The 19,036-nt window shown below is 63.1% G+C and carries 18 protein-coding genes and 1 pseudogene; 9 read left to right on the plus strand and 10 right to left on the minus strand.

Going from position 1 to position 19,036, the window contains the following annotated elements; genetic code table 11:
- Positions 1-8: 8 nt before the first annotated feature.
- Both TMPK1_RS15695 and TMPK1_RS15700 read left to right on the plus strand, forming a co-directional pair.
- Entirely contained in the window at positions 9-1,973 is a 1,965-nt protein-coding gene (locus TMPK1_RS15695) for a hybrid sensor histidine kinase/response regulator (protein ID WP_420244108.1), read from the plus strand.
- Complete coding sequence (locus tag TMPK1_RS15700) at positions 1,970-2,596, plus strand: chemotaxis protein CheX (protein ID WP_420244110.1); 627 nt, start codon at positions 1,970-1,972, stop codon at positions 2,594-2,596. Before TMPK1_RS15695 ends, TMPK1_RS15700 begins: the two co-directional genes overlap by 4 nt.
- A 6-nt stretch (positions 2,597-2,602) precedes the next feature.
- Here TMPK1_RS15700 and TMPK1_RS15705 read toward each other — a convergent pair whose 3' ends face one another.
- Both TMPK1_RS15705 and TMPK1_RS15710 read right to left on the minus strand, forming a co-directional pair.
- Positions 2,603-3,028 (minus strand): plastocyanin/azurin family copper-binding protein, encoded by a 426-nt coding sequence (locus TMPK1_RS15705; RefSeq protein WP_420244112.1) that lies wholly within the window; start codon positions 3,026-3,028, stop codon positions 2,603-2,605.
- A 30-nt stretch (positions 3,029-3,058) separates the two neighbouring features.
- Positions 3,059-4,381: a PQQ-dependent sugar dehydrogenase gene (locus tag TMPK1_RS15710; protein WP_420244113.1), complete on the minus strand. Its 1,323-nt coding sequence runs from the start codon at positions 4,379-4,381 to the stop codon at positions 3,059-3,061.
- A 56-nt stretch (positions 4,382-4,437) separates the two neighbouring features.
- Between TMPK1_RS15710 and TMPK1_RS15715 the strand changes: the two genes are divergently transcribed.
- Positions 4,438-5,154, plus strand: coding sequence for a DUF72 domain-containing protein (locus TMPK1_RS15715; protein ID WP_420244115.1), 717 nt, complete (start codon positions 4,438-4,440; stop codon positions 5,152-5,154).
- On the opposite strand, the gene TMPK1_RS15720 is transcribed toward TMPK1_RS15715, so the two are convergent.
- Positions 5,138-5,500, minus strand: a complete 363-nt coding sequence (locus TMPK1_RS15720) for a response regulator (protein ID WP_420244116.1) — start codon at positions 5,498-5,500, stop codon at positions 5,138-5,140. The two genes, TMPK1_RS15715 and TMPK1_RS15720, sit on opposite strands and share 17 nt — an antisense overlap.
- 186 nt (positions 5,501-5,686) lie before the next feature.
- On the opposite strand from TMPK1_RS15720, the gene TMPK1_RS15725 reads away from it, so the two are divergent.
- Positions 5,687-6,688, plus strand: coding sequence for an MBL fold metallo-hydrolase (locus TMPK1_RS15725; RefSeq protein WP_420244118.1), 1,002 nt, complete (start codon positions 5,687-5,689; stop codon positions 6,686-6,688).
- Here TMPK1_RS15725 and TMPK1_RS15730 read toward each other — a convergent pair.
- From TMPK1_RS15730 to TMPK1_RS15740, 3 genes and pseudogenes are all read right to left on the minus strand, one after another.
- Positions 6,636-7,271: a LysR substrate-binding domain-containing protein gene (locus TMPK1_RS15730; protein WP_420244119.1), complete on the minus strand. Its 636-nt coding sequence runs from the start codon at positions 7,269-7,271 to the stop codon at positions 6,636-6,638. The genes TMPK1_RS15725 and TMPK1_RS15730 overlap by 53 nt on opposite strands.
- Positions 7,272-7,417: 146 nt before the next feature.
- A pseudogene (locus tag TMPK1_RS15735) lies at positions 7,418-7,648 on the minus strand (LysR family transcriptional regulator); the annotation flags it as partial.
- A complete protein-coding gene (locus tag TMPK1_RS15740; protein ID WP_420244120.1) occupies positions 7,590-8,210 on the minus strand; it encodes an FMN-dependent NADH-azoreductase in 621 nt (206 codons plus the stop codon). The gene TMPK1_RS15740 and the pseudogene TMPK1_RS15735, both read right to left, overlap by 59 nt.
- Before the next feature lie 160 nt (positions 8,211-8,370).
- Here TMPK1_RS15740 and TMPK1_RS15745 point away from each other — a divergent pair, with 160 nt between their 5' ends.
- Complete coding sequence (locus tag TMPK1_RS15745) at positions 8,371-9,297, plus strand: LysR substrate-binding domain-containing protein (RefSeq protein WP_420244122.1); 927 nt, start codon at positions 8,371-8,373, stop codon at positions 9,295-9,297.
- A 22-nt stretch (positions 9,298-9,319) separates the two neighbouring features.
- Positions 9,320-10,156 (plus strand): KPN_02809 family neutral zinc metallopeptidase, encoded by an 837-nt coding sequence (ypfJ, locus tag TMPK1_RS15750; protein ID WP_420244124.1) that lies wholly within the window; start codon positions 9,320-9,322, stop codon positions 10,154-10,156.
- 53 nt (positions 10,157-10,209) lie between these two features.
- Here ypfJ and TMPK1_RS15755 read toward each other — a convergent pair whose 3' ends face one another.
- Both TMPK1_RS15755 and TMPK1_RS15760 read right to left on the minus strand, forming a co-directional pair.
- The gene (locus TMPK1_RS15755) at positions 10,210-11,886 is read right to left on the minus strand and encodes a methyl-accepting chemotaxis protein (RefSeq protein WP_420244126.1); all 1,677 of its coding nucleotides are present in this window, start codon (positions 11,884-11,886) and stop codon (positions 10,210-10,212) included.
- Positions 11,883-12,332 (minus strand): hypothetical protein, encoded by a 450-nt coding sequence (locus tag TMPK1_RS15760; RefSeq protein ID WP_420244128.1) that lies wholly within the window; start codon positions 12,330-12,332, stop codon positions 11,883-11,885. The genes TMPK1_RS15755 and TMPK1_RS15760 overlap by 4 nt, the downstream gene beginning before the upstream one ends.
- A gap of 398 nt (positions 12,333-12,730) precedes the next feature.
- Between TMPK1_RS15760 and TMPK1_RS15765 the strand changes: the two genes are divergently transcribed.
- Both TMPK1_RS15765 and TMPK1_RS15770 read left to right on the plus strand, forming a co-directional pair.
- On the plus strand, positions 12,731-13,468 hold the full coding sequence (locus TMPK1_RS15765) for a hypothetical protein (protein WP_420244129.1): 738 nt from the start codon (positions 12,731-12,733) through the stop codon (positions 13,466-13,468).
- A gap of 38 nt (positions 13,469-13,506) precedes the next feature.
- Positions 13,507-14,526: an LLM class flavin-dependent oxidoreductase gene (locus TMPK1_RS15770; protein WP_420244131.1), complete on the plus strand. Its 1,020-nt coding sequence runs from the start codon at positions 13,507-13,509 to the stop codon at positions 14,524-14,526.
- 1 nt (position 14,527) lies between these two features.
- Here TMPK1_RS15770 and TMPK1_RS15775 read toward each other — a convergent pair whose 3' ends face one another.
- On the minus strand, positions 14,528-15,733 hold the full coding sequence (locus TMPK1_RS15775; protein ID WP_420244133.1) for a sensor histidine kinase: 1,206 nt from the start codon (positions 15,731-15,733) through the stop codon (positions 14,528-14,530).
- 58 nt (positions 15,734-15,791) lie between these two features.
- On the minus strand, positions 15,792-16,820 hold the full coding sequence (locus tag TMPK1_RS15780) for an aldo/keto reductase (protein WP_420244135.1): 1,029 nt from the start codon (positions 16,818-16,820) through the stop codon (positions 15,792-15,794).
- Positions 16,821-16,998: 178 nt separating this feature from the next.
- On the opposite strand from TMPK1_RS15780, the gene TMPK1_RS15785 reads away from it, so the two are divergent.
- A complete protein-coding gene (locus tag TMPK1_RS15785) occupies positions 16,999-18,999 on the plus strand; it encodes a methyl-accepting chemotaxis protein (protein WP_420244136.1) in 2,001 nt (666 codons plus the stop codon).
- Positions 19,000-19,036 lie beyond the last annotated feature (37 nt).

Raw genomic sequence — 19,036 nt, forward strand, 5'->3', positions numbered from 1 at the left:
GATCCGCGGTGTTCGACGCAATCGACGCCGGCCTCATCGTGATCGGCGATGGTGGGCGAATTCTGGCCTGGAACGACTGGATCGCAGGCGCATCGGGGATCGCCGCCGAGCAAGCGGTCGGACGCGAACTCGACGAAGTCTTCCCGCATCTCGCCGGCGGGCGGCTGCCGGCTGCGATTGGCGAAGCGCAGCAGAATGGTATTTCCAGCGTACTGACCCATTCGCTGCACCGTTCGATGCTGCCGTTGAAAACGCGCGCCGGCCGCGACCTCGTGCACAATATCGCGGTACGGCCGCTCGGTGTTGCGGGAACCTGCATCGTGCATGTGACCGACGTCACCCTGGCGACGGATCGCGACCGGATTTTACGCGATCGCCAGAATGCGCGGTACGACGCCGTCGTCGACAGCGCGTCGGACGCGATCATCACGTTGGATGCGAGCGGCGCGATTCAGCTCGCCAATCCGGCAGCCGCGCAGGAATTCGGCTATGACGCCAGCGAGCTGATTGGACAGAATTTCGAGCTGCTGTTTCGTGGTGGCGGGGTCTGGGCCGAGATCTGGGCGCAGCTGTGGAGCGGCAAAGTGCTGACACGCACGGTCGAACTGATCGCGTGGCGCAAAGACGGCTCGCCATCCTATGTCGAAATTTCAGCATCGCGCTGGCGCAGCGATGCGCGTTATTTCGTGACTGCGATTCTGCGCGACGTGAACGAAAGGCGCGCCGCCGAAGATGCGCTACGCGCGCTGAACCAGACATTGGAAGCGCGTGTCGCCGAGCGCACCGCCGAATTGCTCAAGGCCGAAGAGGCGCTGCGCCAGTCGCAAAAGATGGAGGCGCTGGGGCAATTGACCGGCGGTATCGCGCACGATTTCAACAATCTTTTGACCGGCATTATCGGCGCGATGGACGTATTGAAGCGGCGCGTCGCGGCACACCGCTACGACGACGTCGAACGGTTCATGGATGCAGCGGTAACCTCGGCCAAGCGGGCGGCTGCCTTGACGCATCGCCTGCTGGCTTTTGCGCGCCGCCAGCCGCTGGACCCGCAACCGCTCGATGCCAATCAGCTGATCCAGAATATGGAAGAACTGTTGCGTCGTTCGATCGGCGAGCAGGTCAGCTTGCGCACTGAATTGTCGGCCGATCCATGGCCGGCGCTGACCGACGCCAACCAGCTCGAAAACGCGCTGCTGAACCTCGTGATCAACGCGCGCGATGCGATGCCCCATGGTGGCACCATCACGATCCGCACCGGCAGCCATACGCAGGCGGCAAACACCTCCCCAGAGAAGGCCGGCGAAGAGCCGATCGCGGCGGGCGACTATACGGTGATCAGCGTCAGCGACACCGGCACCGGCATGTCGCCTGAAACATTGGCGCGCGCCTTCGATCCGTTCTTCACCACCAAGCCGATCGGCCAGGGCACCGGGTTGGGCCTGTCGATGATCTATGGCTTTGCCAAACAGTCGCGCGGCCATGTCCGGATCGAAAGCGCACCCCGCCAGGGCACGACCGTGCGTTTGTATCTGCCGCGGCATCTCGGGTCTGCGGTCGAACGGATCGTGCCGACCGCACCGGCGCCAGCACCGCAAGGCGCGGGCGAAACCGTGCTGCTGGTCGAAGATGATTCGTCGGTGCGTCTGCTGATTTCCGAAGTGCTGCGCGAACTCGGCTATGCCTCGCTCGAAGCCAGCGACGGGCAGGCGGCGCTGCCGATGCTGGAATCGAATGCGCGGCTGGATCTGATGATCACCGATGTTGGGCTGCCCGGGCTGAACGGACGCCAGCTGGCCGAAATTGCGCGCCAGCACCGGCCGGACCTTAAAGTTCTGTTTGTGACCGGCTATGCAGAACATGCCACGGAACGCGGTGAGTTCCTGGCACCCGGGATGGAAATGGTGACGAAGCCATTTGACCTTGAAGTTCTGGCGATCAAGATTCGGCAGATGATCGAAACGCGCCGGCCATGACCGCGACGGAATTCGAACTCGACGAGCTGGAACTCGACGCGCTGACCGAGCTGGTCAATATCGGCGTCAGCCGCGCCGCCGTCAGCCTGCGCGAGATGGTGTCCGAGCAGGTGTTTCTCTCGGTCCCGTCAGTTGCAGTCGTGTCGCGCAAGCAGGCCGCCGAGCTGATCGCCGAGCTCAAGTCCGGTCACCTGATCGCGGTGCGCCAGGCATTTGACGGCGAGTTCTCGGGTCGCGCGCTGCTGATCTTTCCCGAAAGCAACAGTTTGGAATTGGTGCGTGCCGTCGCGGGCGAGCATCTGACCCTCGAAGACATTCTCGAACTCGAACATGAAGCGCTGGCCGAGATCGGGAACATCATCCTGAACGGCTGTATCGCGACGATCGCGAACCTGCTGCAGCGTTCGCTGCGCATGTCGCTGCCCGAAATCGTACGCGGCGCTGGCCCGGAATTTTTCGAACTCGTCACCCCGTCGGTCAATGACGTGGTGTTGTTCATCCATATCAACTTCAGCCTCAAGGGCCGCGAAGTCAGCGGTTATATCGCGCTGGTGATGGATCTGCCGTCGTTGGCGATCGTAAAGACGCTAATCGACGCCTTTATCGAACGGACTGCGCGCTAAGGCGCCTTACGGCACAACAACGATCGAGCCGCTCATCCCCAGCATCGAATGCAGCATCTCGGTGCATTCGAGCCCGTACGTATCTGGGCGCGTCGGGGCCAGGTCGATGCGGGTGCGTTCGCCTGCTTTCAACGTAATGCCGTCGACGCCGGGTCGTGCCTGACCGGGTTTGATCACGGCTTCGGCGAAGAAGCGTGGCGCCACGAATTTATGTTCGGTGCCGCCCGTGTTGATCAGCACCAGCGCAACCGGCGCACCCGCGTTGAAGCGCAGCGTTTCCGGATGGAAATGGAAGTCGCCAAGATGGACTTCGACGGTCGTCGCCTTGGCCCAGTCGACCGCGCCGATTGCAGCGGGTCCAGCCATGTTGGCAGGAATGTTGCTCGCACAGCCGGTGACGGCGAGAAGCAAGGCGGTGCTGAGGATGCGCATATACTGCCATTCGTCGGTGAGACGCAGGAGTTACGGCAACTGCGCTGCTTTGGATGCGCCTGTCACGCGCCAGATTTTGTTACCGACATCGTCCGCCACCAGCAATCCGCCGCTGCGATCGATCGCAACACCGACAGGGCGGCCCTGCGCCTTGTCGTCCTTGGATAAAAATCCGGTCAGCACGTCGATCGGTGCGCCATTCGGCTGCCCGTTGGCAAACGGCACGAACACGACTTTGTAGCCGCTGTGTGGCTTGCGATTCCACGAACCGTGCTGGCCGACGAACGCACCATCGGTGAACGGCGCCGGAAGTCGCGCGCCTTTTGCGAAGGTCAGGCCCAGCGATGCAGTGTGCGCGCCCAGCGCGTAGTCCGGCACGATCGCTTGTGCGACCAACGCCGGATTTTGCGGCGAGACGCGCGTGTCGACATGCTGGCCGTAATAGCTGAACGGCCAGCCGTAAAACCCGCCGTCTTTCACCGACGTCATGTAATCGGGCACGAGATCGCTGCCCAATTCGTCGCGCTCGTTGACCGCCGCCCACAGCGCGCCGCTCGCCGGTTCCCAGCACAGACCGTTGGGATTGCGCAGCCCCGACGCGAAGATGCGTTTGCTGCCGGTTTTGACGTCGATCTCCCAGATCGCAGCGCGCCCTTCTTCAGCGGGCAATCCGTTCTCGCCGACATTCGAATTTGAACCGACGCTGGCATAGAGATGCGTGCCGTCGGGCGATGCGGTCAGGTCCTTGGTCCAATGGTGATTGATCGTACCGGCCGGCAGATCGGTCACCTTGGTGCCCGCCACCGTGATGCGGAGTTGCCCGTCCTGGTACGGGAAGCGCACCACCGCGTCGCTGTTGGCGACGTAGAAATCCTGGCCGATCAGCGCCATGCCGAACGGCGAATTCAGATTCTCTAGAAACACGCTTTTGACGTCGGCGACGCCGTCGCCATCCGTGTCGCGCAGCAAGGTGATGCGATTGGCGCTGGGCGTTGCAGCGCCGGCGCGGCGCTGCACTTTCTTCATCACCCAGCCTTTGATGCCTTTGGCGTCATCCGGTTTGGGCGGCGCGTTGGTTTCCGCGACCAAGACGTCACCGTTCGGCAGTACGAAGACGGTGCGCGGATGATCGAGACCGCCGGCAAATTCGCGCACCGCAAGTCCGCTTGCGGCGACCGGCGTTGCGCCCGCGGGCCAGCCTTGGGCCTCGGCGATATTGACCGTCGGCAGCAACGTCTTGTTGGGCGCCGGCAGAACCGGGTTCTTGCCGTAGCTGCTTTCGATCGGTTGGGTCGCCTGCTCGCCGCACCCGGCAAGCAACAGGGTCAGCAACAAAACGTATTTGGTCCGCATGGTCGACCAACGAACCCGCTGCGAACCGGTTCCGTGCGCGCGCGTTCCTGGGCCCGATGTCAGCTTTGTATATCGGCACCGCCGGTTGGACGGTCCCGCGCGTCGCGGCGGCGCAATTCCCAATCGATGGTTCGCAACTGGCGCGCTATGCGTCGGTGTTTTCCGCCGTCGAGATCAACTCGTCCTTCTATCGTCCGCATCGTCCTGCGACCTACGCGCGGTGGGCGGACAGCGTGCCCGCGTCTTTTCGGTTTGCGGTCAAGCTGCCGAAGGAAATTTCGCACCAACGGCGTCTGGTTGATGCGGCGGAACCGCTCGACCGGTTTTTGGCCGAAGCGACCTGCCTCGGTGGCCGGCTCGGTCCATTGTTGTTGCAACTGCCACCGAGTCAGCGATTCGATCCCGTAATTGCGGCGCGGTTCTTCGACTTGTTGCGGTCGCGATTTACCGGCGATGTCGTGTGCGAACCGCGTCACGCAAGCTGGTTTGCCGATGCGCCTGACGCGCTGCTCGTTGCGCACCGGATCGCGCGCGTTGCGGCCGATCCGGCAAAGGTGCCAGCTGGATCCGAACCGGGCGGTTGGGGTGGGCTGAACTATCTACGCTTGCACGGCTCGCCGGAGATCTATCGCTCGTCCTATGACGATGCGGCGCTCGAAGCGATGGCCGCGCGATTGCGCGCAGCCACAGTTCCGGCCTGGTGCATCTTCGACAATACGATGTTGGGTGCGGCAGCGCTGAACGCCGCCGCGCTGGCTAGACGCGCTTGCTGAGGCCCATCGAGTTCAGCGCCGTACGCAACGCGTCGAGATAGATCGGCTTTTCCAGCAGCGCCGCGTTCAGATGCTCGACCTGCGCCTTCAAATCGGGCGAGGCGTTGCCGGTGATGAAGATTGTGCGGATCCCGAACGTCGTTTGCAGGCCGCGCGCCAAGGTCAGCCCGTCGACGCCGCTGCCGAGATTGACGTCGATCAGCGCCAGGTCGATCGAACGCGAACGGACGACCGCGAATGCTTCGTCGGCGGTATGGCGCGCAGCGCAGCGGCAGCCGAGCTCTTCGAGCATCTCGAATAGCGTCAGCGCGACTTCGGGTTCGTCCTCGACCAGCAGAATATTCACTGCGTCACATGTCTCGGCAAAATCATCGGCGCCACGTAACCGCGACGGTTGGAATCGGTCAATGGCGCGTTCTTGCCGATCGTTCGCGCACAGCGACTGTACGGCGATAGAATCTAGCGGCATCTCCGGTCCGGCCCGACTTTGTCCGCCGGACGCTTCCCAGGACATTCGCGTAGGACGAGTTGAATGAGCCACCACCAGCACGATGAATTCTGCCGTGACCGGCGCGGCCTGCTTAGCTGCGGCGCCTATTTGCTTGCTGCTTTTGGAACGGCTTCGGCCGCGACGCGGCGGGCCTTTGCCGCGCCGGGCGACGCCGATCCCGCCGCCGTCGCGTCGTTCGCCCGGCTCGAACGCGTCGCCGACGGCGTCTGGGCGGTGATTTCCACACCGTATAGTCCGACTGGTGAACGCGAGCGGACGACCTTGTCCAATGGCGGCATTGTCGCCGGGCGCGACGCGGTGCTGGTCATCGAAGGGTTCAACACGCCCGAAGGTGCAGCGTGGCTGTCGGACCAGGCGCTGCGTCTGACCGGCCGGCGCCCGACGCATGTCGCGGTCACGCACTATCATTTCGATCATGTCGGCGGCTTGTCCGGCTACGCGCAGGGCGCAGCCTCGCCCGAGATCGTCACCACCGAACGCACGCGCAGCCTGATGCTGGAACGGTATCTGTCGCTCGACGACGGACGGCCGCTGCGCAAAGCAAAACAACGCATCGCCTTGCCCACCTTGGTGCTGCCGCCCGACCGTGATGGCGCCGAGCTGGATCTGGGCGGGCGCAAAGCGCGGCTGCGTCCGGTGTCGGGCCATACCGACAGCGACCTGATCATCGAGATCGACGATCCGCACGTCGTCTTCGCAGGCGACCTGGTCTGGAACGGGTTGTTCCCGAACTATGTCGACGCCGAACCGGTGTCGTTGCGCAAATCGGTGCAGGTCGCGTTGGGTGATTCACGCGCCGCGGTCGTGCCGGGCCACGGCAATATGCTGTCGCTGTCGCAGCGTCGCGACTATGTCGCCGTGCTCGACCTGGTCGAGCGCGCTGCGCGTGACGCACACCGCGCCGGCAAAACCGTGCAGGAAGCAGCTGCGTCGTTTGCGGTGCCCGACAGCCTCGGCACGTGGCGGATGTTCAGCCCGAACTATTACGAAGTCGCGATCGGGGCTTGGTATCGGGTTTTGTAAACAGCTTGGCGTCGCGTTTGAACAAGTCCGCCAACGCGTCGGCGGTGACGCGGATGCGCGGTACGTCACTGCCGTCGGGGCGCAGCAGCAACCACAGTTCGCGCTCGGGCGGCAGCACGCCGAGATCGATCAGGCGTAACGACGAATCCGATGCGGCCATGAAATGCGGCAGCAGCGCAATGCCGAACCCGGCGCGTGCAGCTGCGGTCTGCGACACCTGGCTGTTGCTGCGAAACACGAAACGCGCACCGTCGAATGTCTGATCGAGCCAGGTCGCTTCGGGCACCAATTCGCTGGTTTCGTCATAGCCGATCATGCGCGGCGTCTTCAGCGCTTCGGCGCGTTTGAGATAGGCGGGTGCTGCGTAAAAGCCGAACGACAGGCGCGCGACGCGACGGCCTTTGAGCGCGCTGTCTTTGGGATTGCCGAGGCGCAACGCGATGTCGGCTTCGTGGCGCGCCAGGCTGACATTGCGGTTTTCGACCAGCAGTGACAGATCGATTTCGGGATGCGCGGCATAGAACGGTGCCAGGCGCGGCACCAGAAACAGATCCGCCAACGGACGCGATGTGGTGACGCGCACCAGGCCGCGCGGTTCGGATTTGGCATCGACGGCTGGACGATCGCCAAGGCCGCGTCCTGCATCGTGCTGACTTCGGCGGCGATCGCGCGGCCGCGCGCGGTCAGCGTGTAACCGTCGGGGCGGCGCTCGAACAAGTCCTGTCCCAACGCGTCTTCCAACGCAGCGAGACGGCGCGAAACGGTTGCATGGGTAACGCGCAAGCGGCGGGCTGCTGCCGACAAGGTGCCGGCTTCCGCCAGCGCCGCGAAGCTGCGCAAATCTTCCCAGTCGACGTCGCGTACATGTTTGACCATGTACGCGACGTTAGCCGACGGCGAATTAGGCTGCGATCCTGTTAATCTCGACTTTGGCCGCGTCGAGCGCCTGAGCGCGAACATCCGGGCCCATCGCGACGCCTTCGGCGCGAACCACGTCAACGTCGGTGATGCCGAAGAAGCCGAGCACCGCCTTCAAGTACGATTCCTGGTGATCCAACGCTGCTTCGTACGCCGTGCCGGCATATTTGCCGCCGCGCGACGACGCGATGATCACCTTCTTGCCGCCAGCCAAACCGACCGGACCGTTCTCGCCGTATTTGAACGTACGGCCTGCCTGCGCGATGCGATCGATCCAGGCTTTGAGCTGGGTCGGCACCGAGAAATTGTACATCGGCGCGCCAATCACGATGACGTCGGCGTCGAGGAATTCCTGCAGCAGCTCTTCGGTGAAATCGAATTCCGCACGCTGCGATTCGCTGGCCTGCGCGCCCAGCTTCAACACCTGGATCAGCGCGCCGTCGAAATGGGACGGCGGACGTGCGCCAAGGTCGCGCTGGGTGACGACCGTGCCGGGATGCGACGCGGCGAACGCCTGGGTGATGGTGCGGGTCAGCTCGCGCGAAACCGAAGCTTCGCCCAACGGGCTGGAATCGACCTGCAGAAGTTTGGTCTTGGTGGTCATTGGGGCTCTCCGAAGCAACTTGCTCACGGCCTGCGCCGCGGGCGGCCGGCGGGATGCCGGTCTTTGTTCGCCCTCGTAGATATTCCCGGAACGACGTTGCGATTAGACGGTGATTTCCGCACTCTGCGTCCTATCCATGGAACGCTGACGGCGGGCTCCGATGCAGGACCTCAACGACCTCTATTACTTCGCCCAGGTGGTCGAACGGGGCGGCTTTGCTGCCGCGGGTCGCGCGCTGGGGGTGCCCAAATCCAAGCTCAGCCGCCGTATCGGCGAGCTGGAAGACCGGTTGGGCGTGCGGCTGCTGCAGCGTTCGACGCGCCGGTTTGCGGTCACCGAGGTCGGACAATCCTATCTGCGCCACGTCCAGGCGATGATCGCCGAAGCTGCGGCGGCGCAGGAAGCGATCGACCGCACGCGGTCCGAGCCGCGCGGCCAGGTGCGGATCAGTTGTCCCAACGGATTGCTCGATCCGCTGGCGCCGATCGTGGCGCGGTTTCTTGTCGATTATCCCAGCGTGCAATTGACGGTCGAACGCACCGGCCGTCCGGTCGACGTGATCGAAGAAGGATTCGATCTGGCGCTGCGCGTGCGCAACGAACCGCTCGAAGACGAAGGTCTGGTCATTCGCCGCATGGTGCGGTTCGACAAGCGCATGGTCGCGTCGCCCGCCCTGCTGGCGCGCGCCGGTACGCCGCTGACGCCGGACGATCTGCAGCATTTCGACGGGCTCGATATGAGCCGGCAGAACGGCGTGCATGCGTGGGAATTGCGTGGCCCGAACAATGAAGAACGCAACGTCGCGTTCCAGCCGCGCCTGATCACCGACGATTTCCAGACGCTGCATGAAGCGGCGCGCGCCGGCGTCGGCATCGTGCAGTTGCCGCAATTGCTGGTCGATCGCGACCTCGCTAGCGGAAGACTGATTTCGTTGTTGCCGGAATGGGGCACGCCGACCGGAATCCTGCACGCGGCGTTTCCAACCAGGCGCGGTCTGGTGCCGGCGGTGCGTGTGCTGCTCGACCGGCTGGCTGAAGGCTTTGCCAAATGTAGTGAAGTGGAACCCTTGATCCGTTCGGCGATTTGAGGCGGGGCGGAGGAGAACTGCGATGCAACTGGATGGCGGTCGCGAGAGCGACAATGTCGTCGACGCGCGGGGCGCGGGCGGCGGCGGTGGCAAGCTGATCGGCGGCGGCATCGGCACGATCGCGATTTTGCTGATCGGCTGGTTTCTCGGCGTCGATCCCAGCCTGTTGCTCGACGTGGCGCAGCAAGCATCCGCGCCGCAGCAACAGCAGAGCGCGCAAGTCCATCCGGCGGGCGAAGACCTGCGCTTCGAAAAACTGGTGCTGGCGCGCACCGAAGACGTCTGGAGTCAGGCCTTCCAGCAGATGGGCCGCACCTATCGCGCGCCGCGGCTGGAAGTGTTCCACAATCCGATTCCGTCGGGCTGCGGCATGGCGCAGTCGGTGGTCGGACCGTTCTACTGTCCGCGCGACCAGACGATCTATCTCGACAAAGACTTTCTCGATCAGCTGATGGCGCGCTTTGGCGTGCGTGGTGAATTCGCCAAAGCCTATGTGATCGCCCACGAAGTCGGGCATCACGTGCAACACCAGCTGGGTTTGCTCAACGACAACGCAGCACCGACGCAAGGCGCGCAAGGCACGTCGGTGCGCACCGAACTACAGGCCGATTGTCTGGCCGGCGTCTGGGCGACGCGCAGCGACAAGCAGCGCAAGCTGCTCGATCCCGGCGACATTGAATCCGGCATCGCGGCTGCGTCCGCGGTTGGCGACGACCGGCTGCAGCGCAGCGCCGGACGGCAAATCACGCCCGACGCCTTCACACACGGAACTGCCGCGCAGCGCGTGCACTGGTTCCGTCGTGGCGTCGAAACCGGCGATCCGCGCGCCTGCGACACGTTCCACGCGAACCCGCTTTAACAACAAAAAAGGCGGCGCAACGAATTGCGCCGCCTTTTCTACGTCGTGTCGTTTTACGCCAGTGCAGCAGCCTCGGCTGCTGCACGCTGCATGCTGGTCGACATTTCACGCGCGACCGCGCTCTGCTCTTCCACCGCGGCCGCGGTCGAGGTCACATATTCGCGCACCGACTCGATCGACTGACGGATCGTGCGCAGCGACGAGACGACCTCATCCGACACGCCGCGCATCGAATCGATTTCGGTCGAAATACGCTGCGTCGCCTCCTTGGCCTGGTTGGCCAGGCTTTTCACTTCGTTGGCGACGACGGCAAAACCGCGGCCTGCTTCGCCAGCACGTGCCGATTCGATGGTCGCGTTCAGCGCCAGCAGATTGATCTGGCTGGTGATGCCGTCGATCAGTCCGACGATGCCACCCATCGCTTCGGCGGCGCTGGCCAGGCGTTGCGTCGCTGAATCGGCGTGCTGCACATGTCCCGACGCATCTTCCGCTGTATCGCGCGACTTCGACATGCTGGTCGCGATTTCCTGCACCGACGCATTCATTTCTTCGGCGCCGGCCGCGACACTGTCCATCATCGAACGAACATGTTCGCTACGCTTGCGCGCAAGAACCTGGCGCGTGACGTCCAGCGCGAACTTCACGACTTTGAACGGCTTGCCGTTGAGATCCAGAATCGGGTTGTACGTCGCCTGAATCCAGACTTCGCGGCCGTCCTTGGCGATGCGCTTATATTCACCTTCCTGATATTCGCCGCGCGCCAGCTTCTGCCAGAACTCGCGATAGGTTGGGCTTTCCCGTTCGATCGAATCGACGAACATGCGGTGGTGCTTGCCCTGAATTTCGTGCGCTGCGAAGCCCAGCGTGACGAGGAAATTCTGGTTGGCTTCGCGGATCGTGCCGTCCAGGTCGAACTCGATCACCGCCTGGCTTTTGCTGATCGCTTCGATCTGGCCAGCGTGATCGGCGGCCTTCAACTTGGTCTGCGTCACTTCGGTGGCGAACTTCACCACTTTGAATGGCTTGCCGTTAGGATCGAGAATCGGGTTGTACGATGCGTTGATCCAGACTTCGCGGCCACCTTTGGCGACTCGCTTGAACTCACCGCTCTGGAATTCGCCGCGCGCGAGACGCTGCCAGAATTCGCGATAGGTCGTGCTGTCGTGTTCGCTAGGTTCGACGAACATGCGGTGATGCTGCCCGACGATTTCGTTGGACGCATATCCCATCGCCGACAAGAAGTTCTGGTTGGCGGCGATGATGGTGCCATCGAGATTGAACTCGATCACCGCCTGGCTTTTGCCGATCGCATCGATCTGTCCTGACAGGTTGGCTGCTTGCAGCTTGGCTTGGGTGATGTCGGTACCGAACTTGATGATGCGCGTGACCTTGCCGCTGCTATCCAGAATCGGATTGTACGCAGCCTGCAGCCAGATCTCGCGATTGCCTTTGGCGTAGCGGCGGAATTCACCGCCTTGCAGCGCGCCTTGGCGCAGCCGGGCCCAGAAATCCTGATAGGCCGGGCTTTGCGCTTCGGCCGGATCCACGAACATGCGGTGGTGCTTGCCCTGAATTTCGTTCAGCGCATATCCCATCGCGTCGCAGAAATTCTTGTTGGCGCGAATGATCGTGCCGTCGAGTTCAAATTCGATGACGGCTTGGCTCCGATCGATCGCTGCAATCTGAGATTCCAAAGCATGCAGTGTGCTCGACTTCGCGAAACCGATCACTTCCTATCCCCTTGTACCTGTGGTTCGTGGGTCGTGCTGAAATTGTCGACGTCGGTCTGCATGCGTTGGATCTGACCCAAAGCTTCCTGCAACTCGACCCACGACGTCCGTAGCAAGTCCTGATCCACGAGCAGCAACGCGGCTGGCCGTGCGAGAACTTGTCGCGTCTCTTGCAGTCTTTGTATCAATGCGTTGCGCATCGTGAGCAGCGACGGATGATCGATGCCGGCAACTGCACCAAGCGCGGTTTCGATGGTGCGTAGTGCGTCGTCCCGTGCCGCGCAAAGCGCGCTGACGTCGGGATCGTTTGTCGTCGTGACAGACGGCGACGGCGCATCGTTGCGCAGGCCACCTTCATGCACGGTCATCCATGCGGGTCGCATCGCCGGGGCGTCTATCCGATTCCTGTTGCGGCGCGAAGCTTCTGCACGCGACGAGCCGCGCAATCACGCGCCCAGCGCGCCAACGCACGACGAACAAGATTTTGAAATGCACGCGCCGCGCGCGAGGTGTAGTCTGCGTCGGCAACCTGCTTGATGCGCACCTATATGTCCCGCGGCGACACGCAGCGCATTTTGCGAAGTCGAGGACTTCAAACGGATCTGTATACGAGCAGCACGCTGTGCTGAATCGCGCAGCGCTTGCAAAGCTGCTGCGCTGAGAAATAATTCACCGTAGTTCACAGCACGGCCGTTCGAAGCGCGCCGAGAGCGGCGCATTTAGCAACGTGATTCGGCGCGACGCACGCGTCTGCGCGCTTTCACAAATCGCGTGGCGGAAAGCGGGGCTAGTTGCTGCTTTGGCCCAAATTTCGTTTCTATTCCCGAATGCTCCGACCGGTCCCATGAACATTCTCGCTGCAATCTGTTGTTTTCTGGTTCCGGCCGGCTGGTACGCGCTCTATAGCGCCGGGCTGTTCGACGATCGGACGATTGCGGTTCTGCTGGTCGCGACCTTGGTCAGCGTGATCGCATTTCGCTGGTGGTTGCGGGCGCCGGCGGCTGCAGGGATCGCCGCACTGCTGGTCGCGCTGACGCTCTCCTATGACGCGCACATCGCTGCGTCCTTCGAAGGGCCACTTGAAGAGCATGTCGTCGTCGAAGGCGACGCGGCCTATCTGCTCGAACCGATCACGCGTGCGACCCCGGCCCAGTTGCGTCTGACACTGGCGGCGCATCCCGCAATCAAGCGCGTCTTGTTGGGAAGCGACGGCGGCAATGCGATGGCGGGCGTGCAGTTGGCGCGGCTCATTCATGCGCGCGGGTTGATCACCGAGACCGCGCCCGATTTTCTCTGCCAGTCGGCTTGCACCTACGCCTTCGCCGGCGGCGTGCAGCGGATTGCCGCCAGCGGATGTCCATTGCGCTTTCACGCCGAGGGCGGCGCGCTGCCGCCGATCGCGGCACTGATGACACGCATCCACCACACCGTGCTGGATCTGCCGCCGCACCTATCCGCTGCGATCCGTGCAGCTGGACCGGTCAAGACACTCCTGCGCATCAATTCGACCGAGCTGCGCGACCGCGACGGTTTCGTCACGCAGATCGATCGCGCACGCCCCGTGCAGGCCTGCCACGCCTGACTTGCCGCGCCCGGAACGGCGCCTAGATGCTTGGCACGATGATCCCGTTTTCCGTTCTCGACCTTGCGCCGGTGCCCGACGGCAAAACCGTGCGCGACGCGCTGCGCAACAGTATCGACCTGGCGCAGCACGCCGAGGGCTGGGGGTTTCACCGCTACTGGTTGGCCGAGCATCACAACATGCCCGGCATCGCCAGCGCCGCGACGTCGGTTGCGATCGGCGCGGTTGCGGGCGCAACCAAAACCATCCGCGTCGGCGCCGGCGGAATCATGCTGCCGAACCACGCGCCGCTGATCATCGCCGAACAATTCGGTACGCTTGAGGCGCTCTATCCCGGCCGGATCGATCTCGGCCTTGGTCGCGCGCCCGGTACCGATCAACGGACCGCGCACGCGATGCGACGCGATCTCGAAACAAGTTCGGAACGGTTTCCGCAGGATGTGCTGGAATTGCAGGCGCTGCTTGGTCCGGTGCAGCCGGGACAAGTGATCCGCGCTTTTCCCGGTGCCGACGCCAACGTGCCGTTGTGGCTGCTCGGATCCAGCCTGTTCGGCGCGCAGCTCGCCGCCGTGCTTGGCCTGCCCTATGCGTTCGCGTCGCACTTCGCACCCGACGCGCTGGAGCAGGCGATCGACGTCTATCGCGCGCGCTTCCAACCGTCCGAACAGTTGGATCGTCCGTATGTGATGCTGGCGTTCAATGTGCTCGCGGCCGACACCGACGAGGAAGGGCGTCGCCTGTTCACGTCGCAACAACAGGCGTTTCTCAATCTGCGGCGCGGTATGCCCGGCAAGTTGCCGGCGCCGGTCGATCGGATCGAAGATGTGGCCAGCGAAGCCGAGCTGCGCATGATCGCAAACGCGCTGTCTTGTTCGGCCGCGGGGTCACCCGCAACGGTGCGCGCCGGACTTGCCGCCTTCATCGCCAAACATCAACCGGACGAGTTGATGATCACCGGCATGATCCACGATCACGCGGCGCGGCTGCACTCGTTCGAACTGGCGATGCAGGCGCGCAATGCGCTCGCGTCGGCGGACTCCGTCGCCGCCACTGCGTGAGCTAGGCCGCGACTCGCAACGGAAAGCGCAACAGCAGTTCCGTGCCGTTGCTGCGGCCGCCCTGCAGGTTGAACGTCGCCTGCAGTTGCTTTGCCAGCGCCAGCACGACGCGCATGCCGAGGCCGCGGCTGGTGTTTGGGTTGAACCCTTCGGGCAGGCCGCGCCCGTGATCGGCAATGCGCAACTCAACCTCGTCGTCGCCGACTCGCTGCAGCTCGATGTCGACGACGCAGTCTTTGCTGGTTGCATACGCATGTTTGGCAGCGTTGGCGACAAGCTCGTTGGCAATGATCGCAATCCAGATCGCGCGATCGGTTTCGATCAGCACATCGGGCGGTGCGTTGATCCGCACGTCGCACTGGCCGGCCGCAGCTGACAGGCTTTGCTCCAAATCGCGTAGATACTGGCCGAGATCAATCGTCCGGACGTCGTCGGCCTTGTACAGACGTTCATGCACCAGCCCAACCGCGACGATGCGCGACGACGCCTCGTTCAAGGCGGTGCGGACTTCTTCGCTGGTCGCTGCATTCGCCTGCAGGTGCAACAAAGAGGCGACCAGCTGCAGACTGTTTTTGACGCGGTGATTGACCTCGTGCAGCAGCAGCTGCTGCCGCGCCATCGAAGCTTCAAGCGCGCTTTGGTACGAACGGCGCTCGATTGCCATGCCCAGAATGTTGGCCGCGCCCTGCAGGAACGCGAGATCCTGTTCGAGAAACTCGTCGCTGTCGCGGCTGTCGACTTCCAGCACGCCGAACGGTTCGCCGTCGCCTTGCAGGATAACGTTGATGGCGCGGCGAATACCGTTCTCGGCAAGCAGCGACGGGGTGCGAAACCGTTTTTCGTTTTCGAGATGATTGGAAATGACGGGCTTGCCCGTCTTCAGCGCGAAGCCGGCAGGCGATTCAAGGTCGGCTCCGACGGTCGCGACGCCGATGACGCCAGGTCCCCAACCAACGCCGGCGCGGACCAAAAACACGTTCTTCGCCGGTAGATACTCCAGCACTTTGCAGAAGCGGCATTGCAGCCCCTGCGCAACCAGCCGCGTCGCCGCGTGCAGCAGCTCTTCAAAGTCGGCCCGTCGTAACGCCAGCACGCCGAGTTGCGAGAGAAGATCTTGTTGTCGGAGCCGATACTGTAGTTCTGGATCGAGATGTGGCGCCGCGTCATCTGGCGACGCTTCGATAATTGGATCCCGTTCGACCGACATGGGCGGACGCTATCACGTGTCGTCCGGACTCATTGCATGCAATGAATCCATTTCTATTTCACACCGGCGGTTTGTTCCGTTCGAACCCGTTTTGATGCCAATACGGATAGGCAGGCGTCACTTTGCTGGCTTCGTCCAGTTTCTTCATATGCTCGTCTGTCAGACTCCAGCCGACCGCACCCAGATTCTGGCGCAACTGTTCTTCGTTGCGCGCGCCGATCACGACGGTCGATACGGACGGGCGCTGCAGCAGCCAGTTGATCGCGATCTGCGGAATCGATTTGCCGGTTTCTTTCGCCACCTCGTCCAACGCATCGACGACGCGGTAGAGCAGCTCGTCGCTGACCTGCGGCCCATACGATGCGCTGCCATGGAGGCGGCTGTCGGCCGGCAGCGGCGTGCCGCGACGGATCTTGCCGGTCAAACGACCCCAGCCGAGCGGGCTCCAGATCACGCCGCCGACTCCTTGATCGAGTCCAAGCGGCATCTGTTCCCACTCATAGTCACGTCCGATCAGCGAGTAGTAGGCCTGGTTCGCGACATAGCGCGTCCAGCCATAGCGGTCGGCGACGCTGAGCGACTTCATCAAGTGCCAGCCCGAGAAATTCGATACGCCGATATAGCGAATCTTGCCGGCACGAACGAGATCGTCGAGCGTCGACAAGGTTTCCTGCACCGGCGTTTCGGCGTCGAACCCGTGCAGCTGCAACAGGTCGAGATAGTCGGTGCCCAACCGCTGCAACGACGCATCGACTGTGCGCAGCAACCGTTCGCGCGACGAGCCGACGTCGTTGGGGCCGGTTTCGTCGCTGCGCCGGAACGTGACTTTGGTCGACAGAATGACTTTGTCGCGCCGCCCTTTCACCGCCGCGCCTAGAATCGATTCACTGGCGCCGTCGGAATAGACGTCGGCCGTGTCGAACATGTTGAGGCCGGACTCGAGGCAGACATCGACCAGCCGTGTCGCTTCCGCGATGTCGGTCGAGCCCCAGGCGCTGAACAGCGGACCTTTGCCGCCGAACGTGCCGGTGCCGAATGTCAGGACCGGCACTTTGAAGCCAGACGCGCCAAGACGACGGAATTCCATGGGTTCTCTTCCCGGGTTGGTTCGGGCAGCGACATGTTCTCAACCGCGCCGCGAGCAAGGGCGGTGTCGCATTTCTTCCATGCTGTATCGCTGCCTTGCTTTTCAGCATGTGCATTAAGCTTTCGCTCAATTCCTGGCCGCAGCCTCCCCGAAAATCCGCGTTGTTGGGGAGATCCAAGTGAAGCTGACATTGAAGGGCCGCATCTTCGGCGGTTTCGGCATCGTGCTTCTGCTTCTCGCCATCACCGGCGCCTTCAGCGTCATGATGGTCAATCGCATCCAGGACGGCGTCGACGGTTTCAAAACCGCGCAAGGCCAAGTCTCGGATCTGAAGTCGATTGACCTCGTTTCGCAAAAAGTGCGCGTGACAGTCAATCAATGGCTGCGCAGTTTGAATCCCGACTTCGCCAAACTCTCCGACGGCAATCTGGCGCAGCTCCGAGATCTCGTGGCCGCTGCGCAGAAGACCGCCAACCCAGAAGCCAAAACGCTGCTGACGCAGTTACAAGGCGCGATTGCCGACTACACCAAGGATTGGGTCGACCATCAGAAGCTGGCGACCGAGAGCGTCACCTTCTTTGCCAAGTCGATCAGCGATGACGGTATTCGCATCGAAAAGGCTTTCGGCGAACTGGGCAACGCAGCGCGCCAGGCGCGCGACCCGGGCGCCGCGGCGCTTGCAACCGCCGCGATCGAATTCACCCGCGCCGAAGCCGACGTCGTGCGCCAGCGCGAACTGGCCGGTGCCGGTCTTGCCGACGTCGCCGCGTCGGACGCGGCCTTCGCACGCTATTTCGCTGCCGCGGATCAGGCAGCCGCTGCGATCACCAGCGACCAGATTCGCGCCGGCTTCAAACAACTCGTCACCGAAACCCACGCCTTCCAGGACGCGGCGCATAAAAGCACTGGCCTGATGAACGGCCGCGTCGACCATCTCAAAAACTTCACCGTGCACGGCAACGCGATGACCGGCACGACGGCCAAGTTGCAGGAACTCGCCAACAACGATTCCGCAGCCAGCGAAAAGCGGCTGCAGGGCAATATCGCGGAAAGCAAGTCGCTGCTCGTCTACAGCGTGCTGCTCATTTTGGCGCTGACGGTGGTGCTCAGCATCCTGATCGCACGCAGCATCGTGCGGCCGATGCAGGCGACGACCGACGCGATGACGGTCCTGGCGGGCGGCAATTACGCGGTCGAGATCGGCGGTGCGGCGCGTCAAGACGAAATCGGTGCGATGGCGCGCGCGGTCGAAGTCTTCAAGCGAAACGGCCTCGACATGCAACGGCTGCAAGCCGAACAAGAAGCGTTGAAGGCGCAGGCGGAAAAAGATCGTCGCACCGCGATGCTGAAACTGGCCGACGGTTTCGAAGCCAGCGTGATGGGCGTGGTCGAAACCGTTGCGTCGGCAGCGACCGAAATGCAGGGCTCGGCAAGCTCGATGTCGAGCACCGCCGACGAAACCACGCGCCAGGCGATTGCCGTCGCATCGGCGTCGGAGTTGGCCAGCAGCAACGTGCAGACGGTTGCGGCCGCGACCGAAGAACTGTCGGCGTCGATTCAGGAAATCGCGCGCCAGGTCACCGGCTCGAACGAGATCGCATCGCGCGCGGTGCAGGAAACCGAACGAACCAGCGAAACGATCGAACGCCTGGTCGGGGCTGCAACCCGGATCGGCACGGTGATGGAAATGATTCAGACCATCGCCGGCCAGACCAATCTTCTGGCGTTGAACGCAACCATCGAAGCGGCGCGCGCCGGCGAAGCGGGCAAAGGCTTTGCCGTCGTCGCGAGCGAAGTCAAAGCGCTGGCGACCCAGACCGCAAAAGCGACCGAGGAAATCCAGGCGCAGATTCAAGAAATCCAGCAAGCCACCGGCGGTGCCAAAACGGCGATGGAAAATATCGGCCAGACGATCGGGCGGATCAGCGAAATCACCGGCGCGATTGCGGCCGCGGTCGAAGAGCAAGGGGCGGCGACGCGCGACATCTCGTCGAACGTCGCCGAGGCGGCGCGCGGCACGCAGCAAGTGTCGTCGAACATTGCGGGTGTGAACCAGGCCGCGGCAGAAACCGGCACCGCGTCGGCGCAAGTGTTGAGCGCGGCGGGTGGCCTGTCGAAAGAAGCCGAAACCTTGCGCCGCGAAGTCGCGACCTTCATCGCCAGCGTGCGTAGCGCCTGATCCGGGCGCGGCCTTTGCCGCGCTGACGAACGGCTCA

The sequence above is a fragment of the Roseiterribacter gracilis genome (genome assembly GCA_018332375.1).
Lineage (GTDB): Bacteria > Pseudomonadota > Alphaproteobacteria > BOG-932 > Roseiterribacteraceae > Roseiterribacter > Roseiterribacter gracilis.

Excerpts from the sequence above, each read along its gene's own strand:
- TMPK1_RS15700 (WP_420244110.1), top strand. The coding sequence starts at position 1,970 with ATGACCGCGACGGAATTCGAACTCGACGAGCTGGAACTCGACGCGCTG.
- TMPK1_RS15705 (WP_420244112.1), bottom strand. The coding sequence starts at position 3,028 with ATGCGCATCCTCAGCACCGCCTTGCTTCTCGCCGTCACCGGCTGTGCG.
- TMPK1_RS15710 (WP_420244113.1), bottom strand. The coding sequence starts at position 4,381 with ATGCGGACCAAATACGTTTTGTTGCTGACCCTGTTGCTTGCCGGGTGC.
- TMPK1_RS15715 (WP_420244115.1), top strand. The coding sequence starts at position 4,438 with ATGTCAGCTTTGTATATCGGCACCGCCGGTTGGACGGTCCCGCGCGTC.
- TMPK1_RS15725 (WP_420244118.1), top strand. The coding sequence starts at position 5,687 with ATGAGCCACCACCAGCACGATGAATTCTGCCGTGACCGGCGCGGCCTG.
- TMPK1_RS15740 (WP_420244120.1), bottom strand. The coding sequence starts at position 8,210 with ATGACCACCAAGACCAAACTTCTGCAGGTCGATTCCAGCCCGTTGGGC.
- TMPK1_RS15745 (WP_420244122.1), top strand. The coding sequence starts at position 8,371 with ATGCAGGACCTCAACGACCTCTATTACTTCGCCCAGGTGGTCGAACGG.
- ypfJ (WP_420244124.1), top strand. The coding sequence starts at position 9,320 with ATGCAACTGGATGGCGGTCGCGAGAGCGACAATGTCGTCGACGCGCGG.
- TMPK1_RS15765 (WP_420244129.1), top strand. The coding sequence starts at position 12,731 with ATGAACATTCTCGCTGCAATCTGTTGTTTTCTGGTTCCGGCCGGCTGG.
- TMPK1_RS15770 (WP_420244131.1), top strand. The coding sequence starts at position 13,507 with ATGATCCCGTTTTCCGTTCTCGACCTTGCGCCGGTGCCCGACGGCAAA.
- TMPK1_RS15775 (WP_420244133.1), bottom strand. The coding sequence starts at position 15,733 with ATGTCGGTCGAACGGGATCCAATTATCGAAGCGTCGCCAGATGACGCG.
- TMPK1_RS15780 (WP_420244135.1), bottom strand. The coding sequence starts at position 16,820 with ATGGAATTCCGTCGTCTTGGCGCGTCTGGCTTCAAAGTGCCGGTCCTG.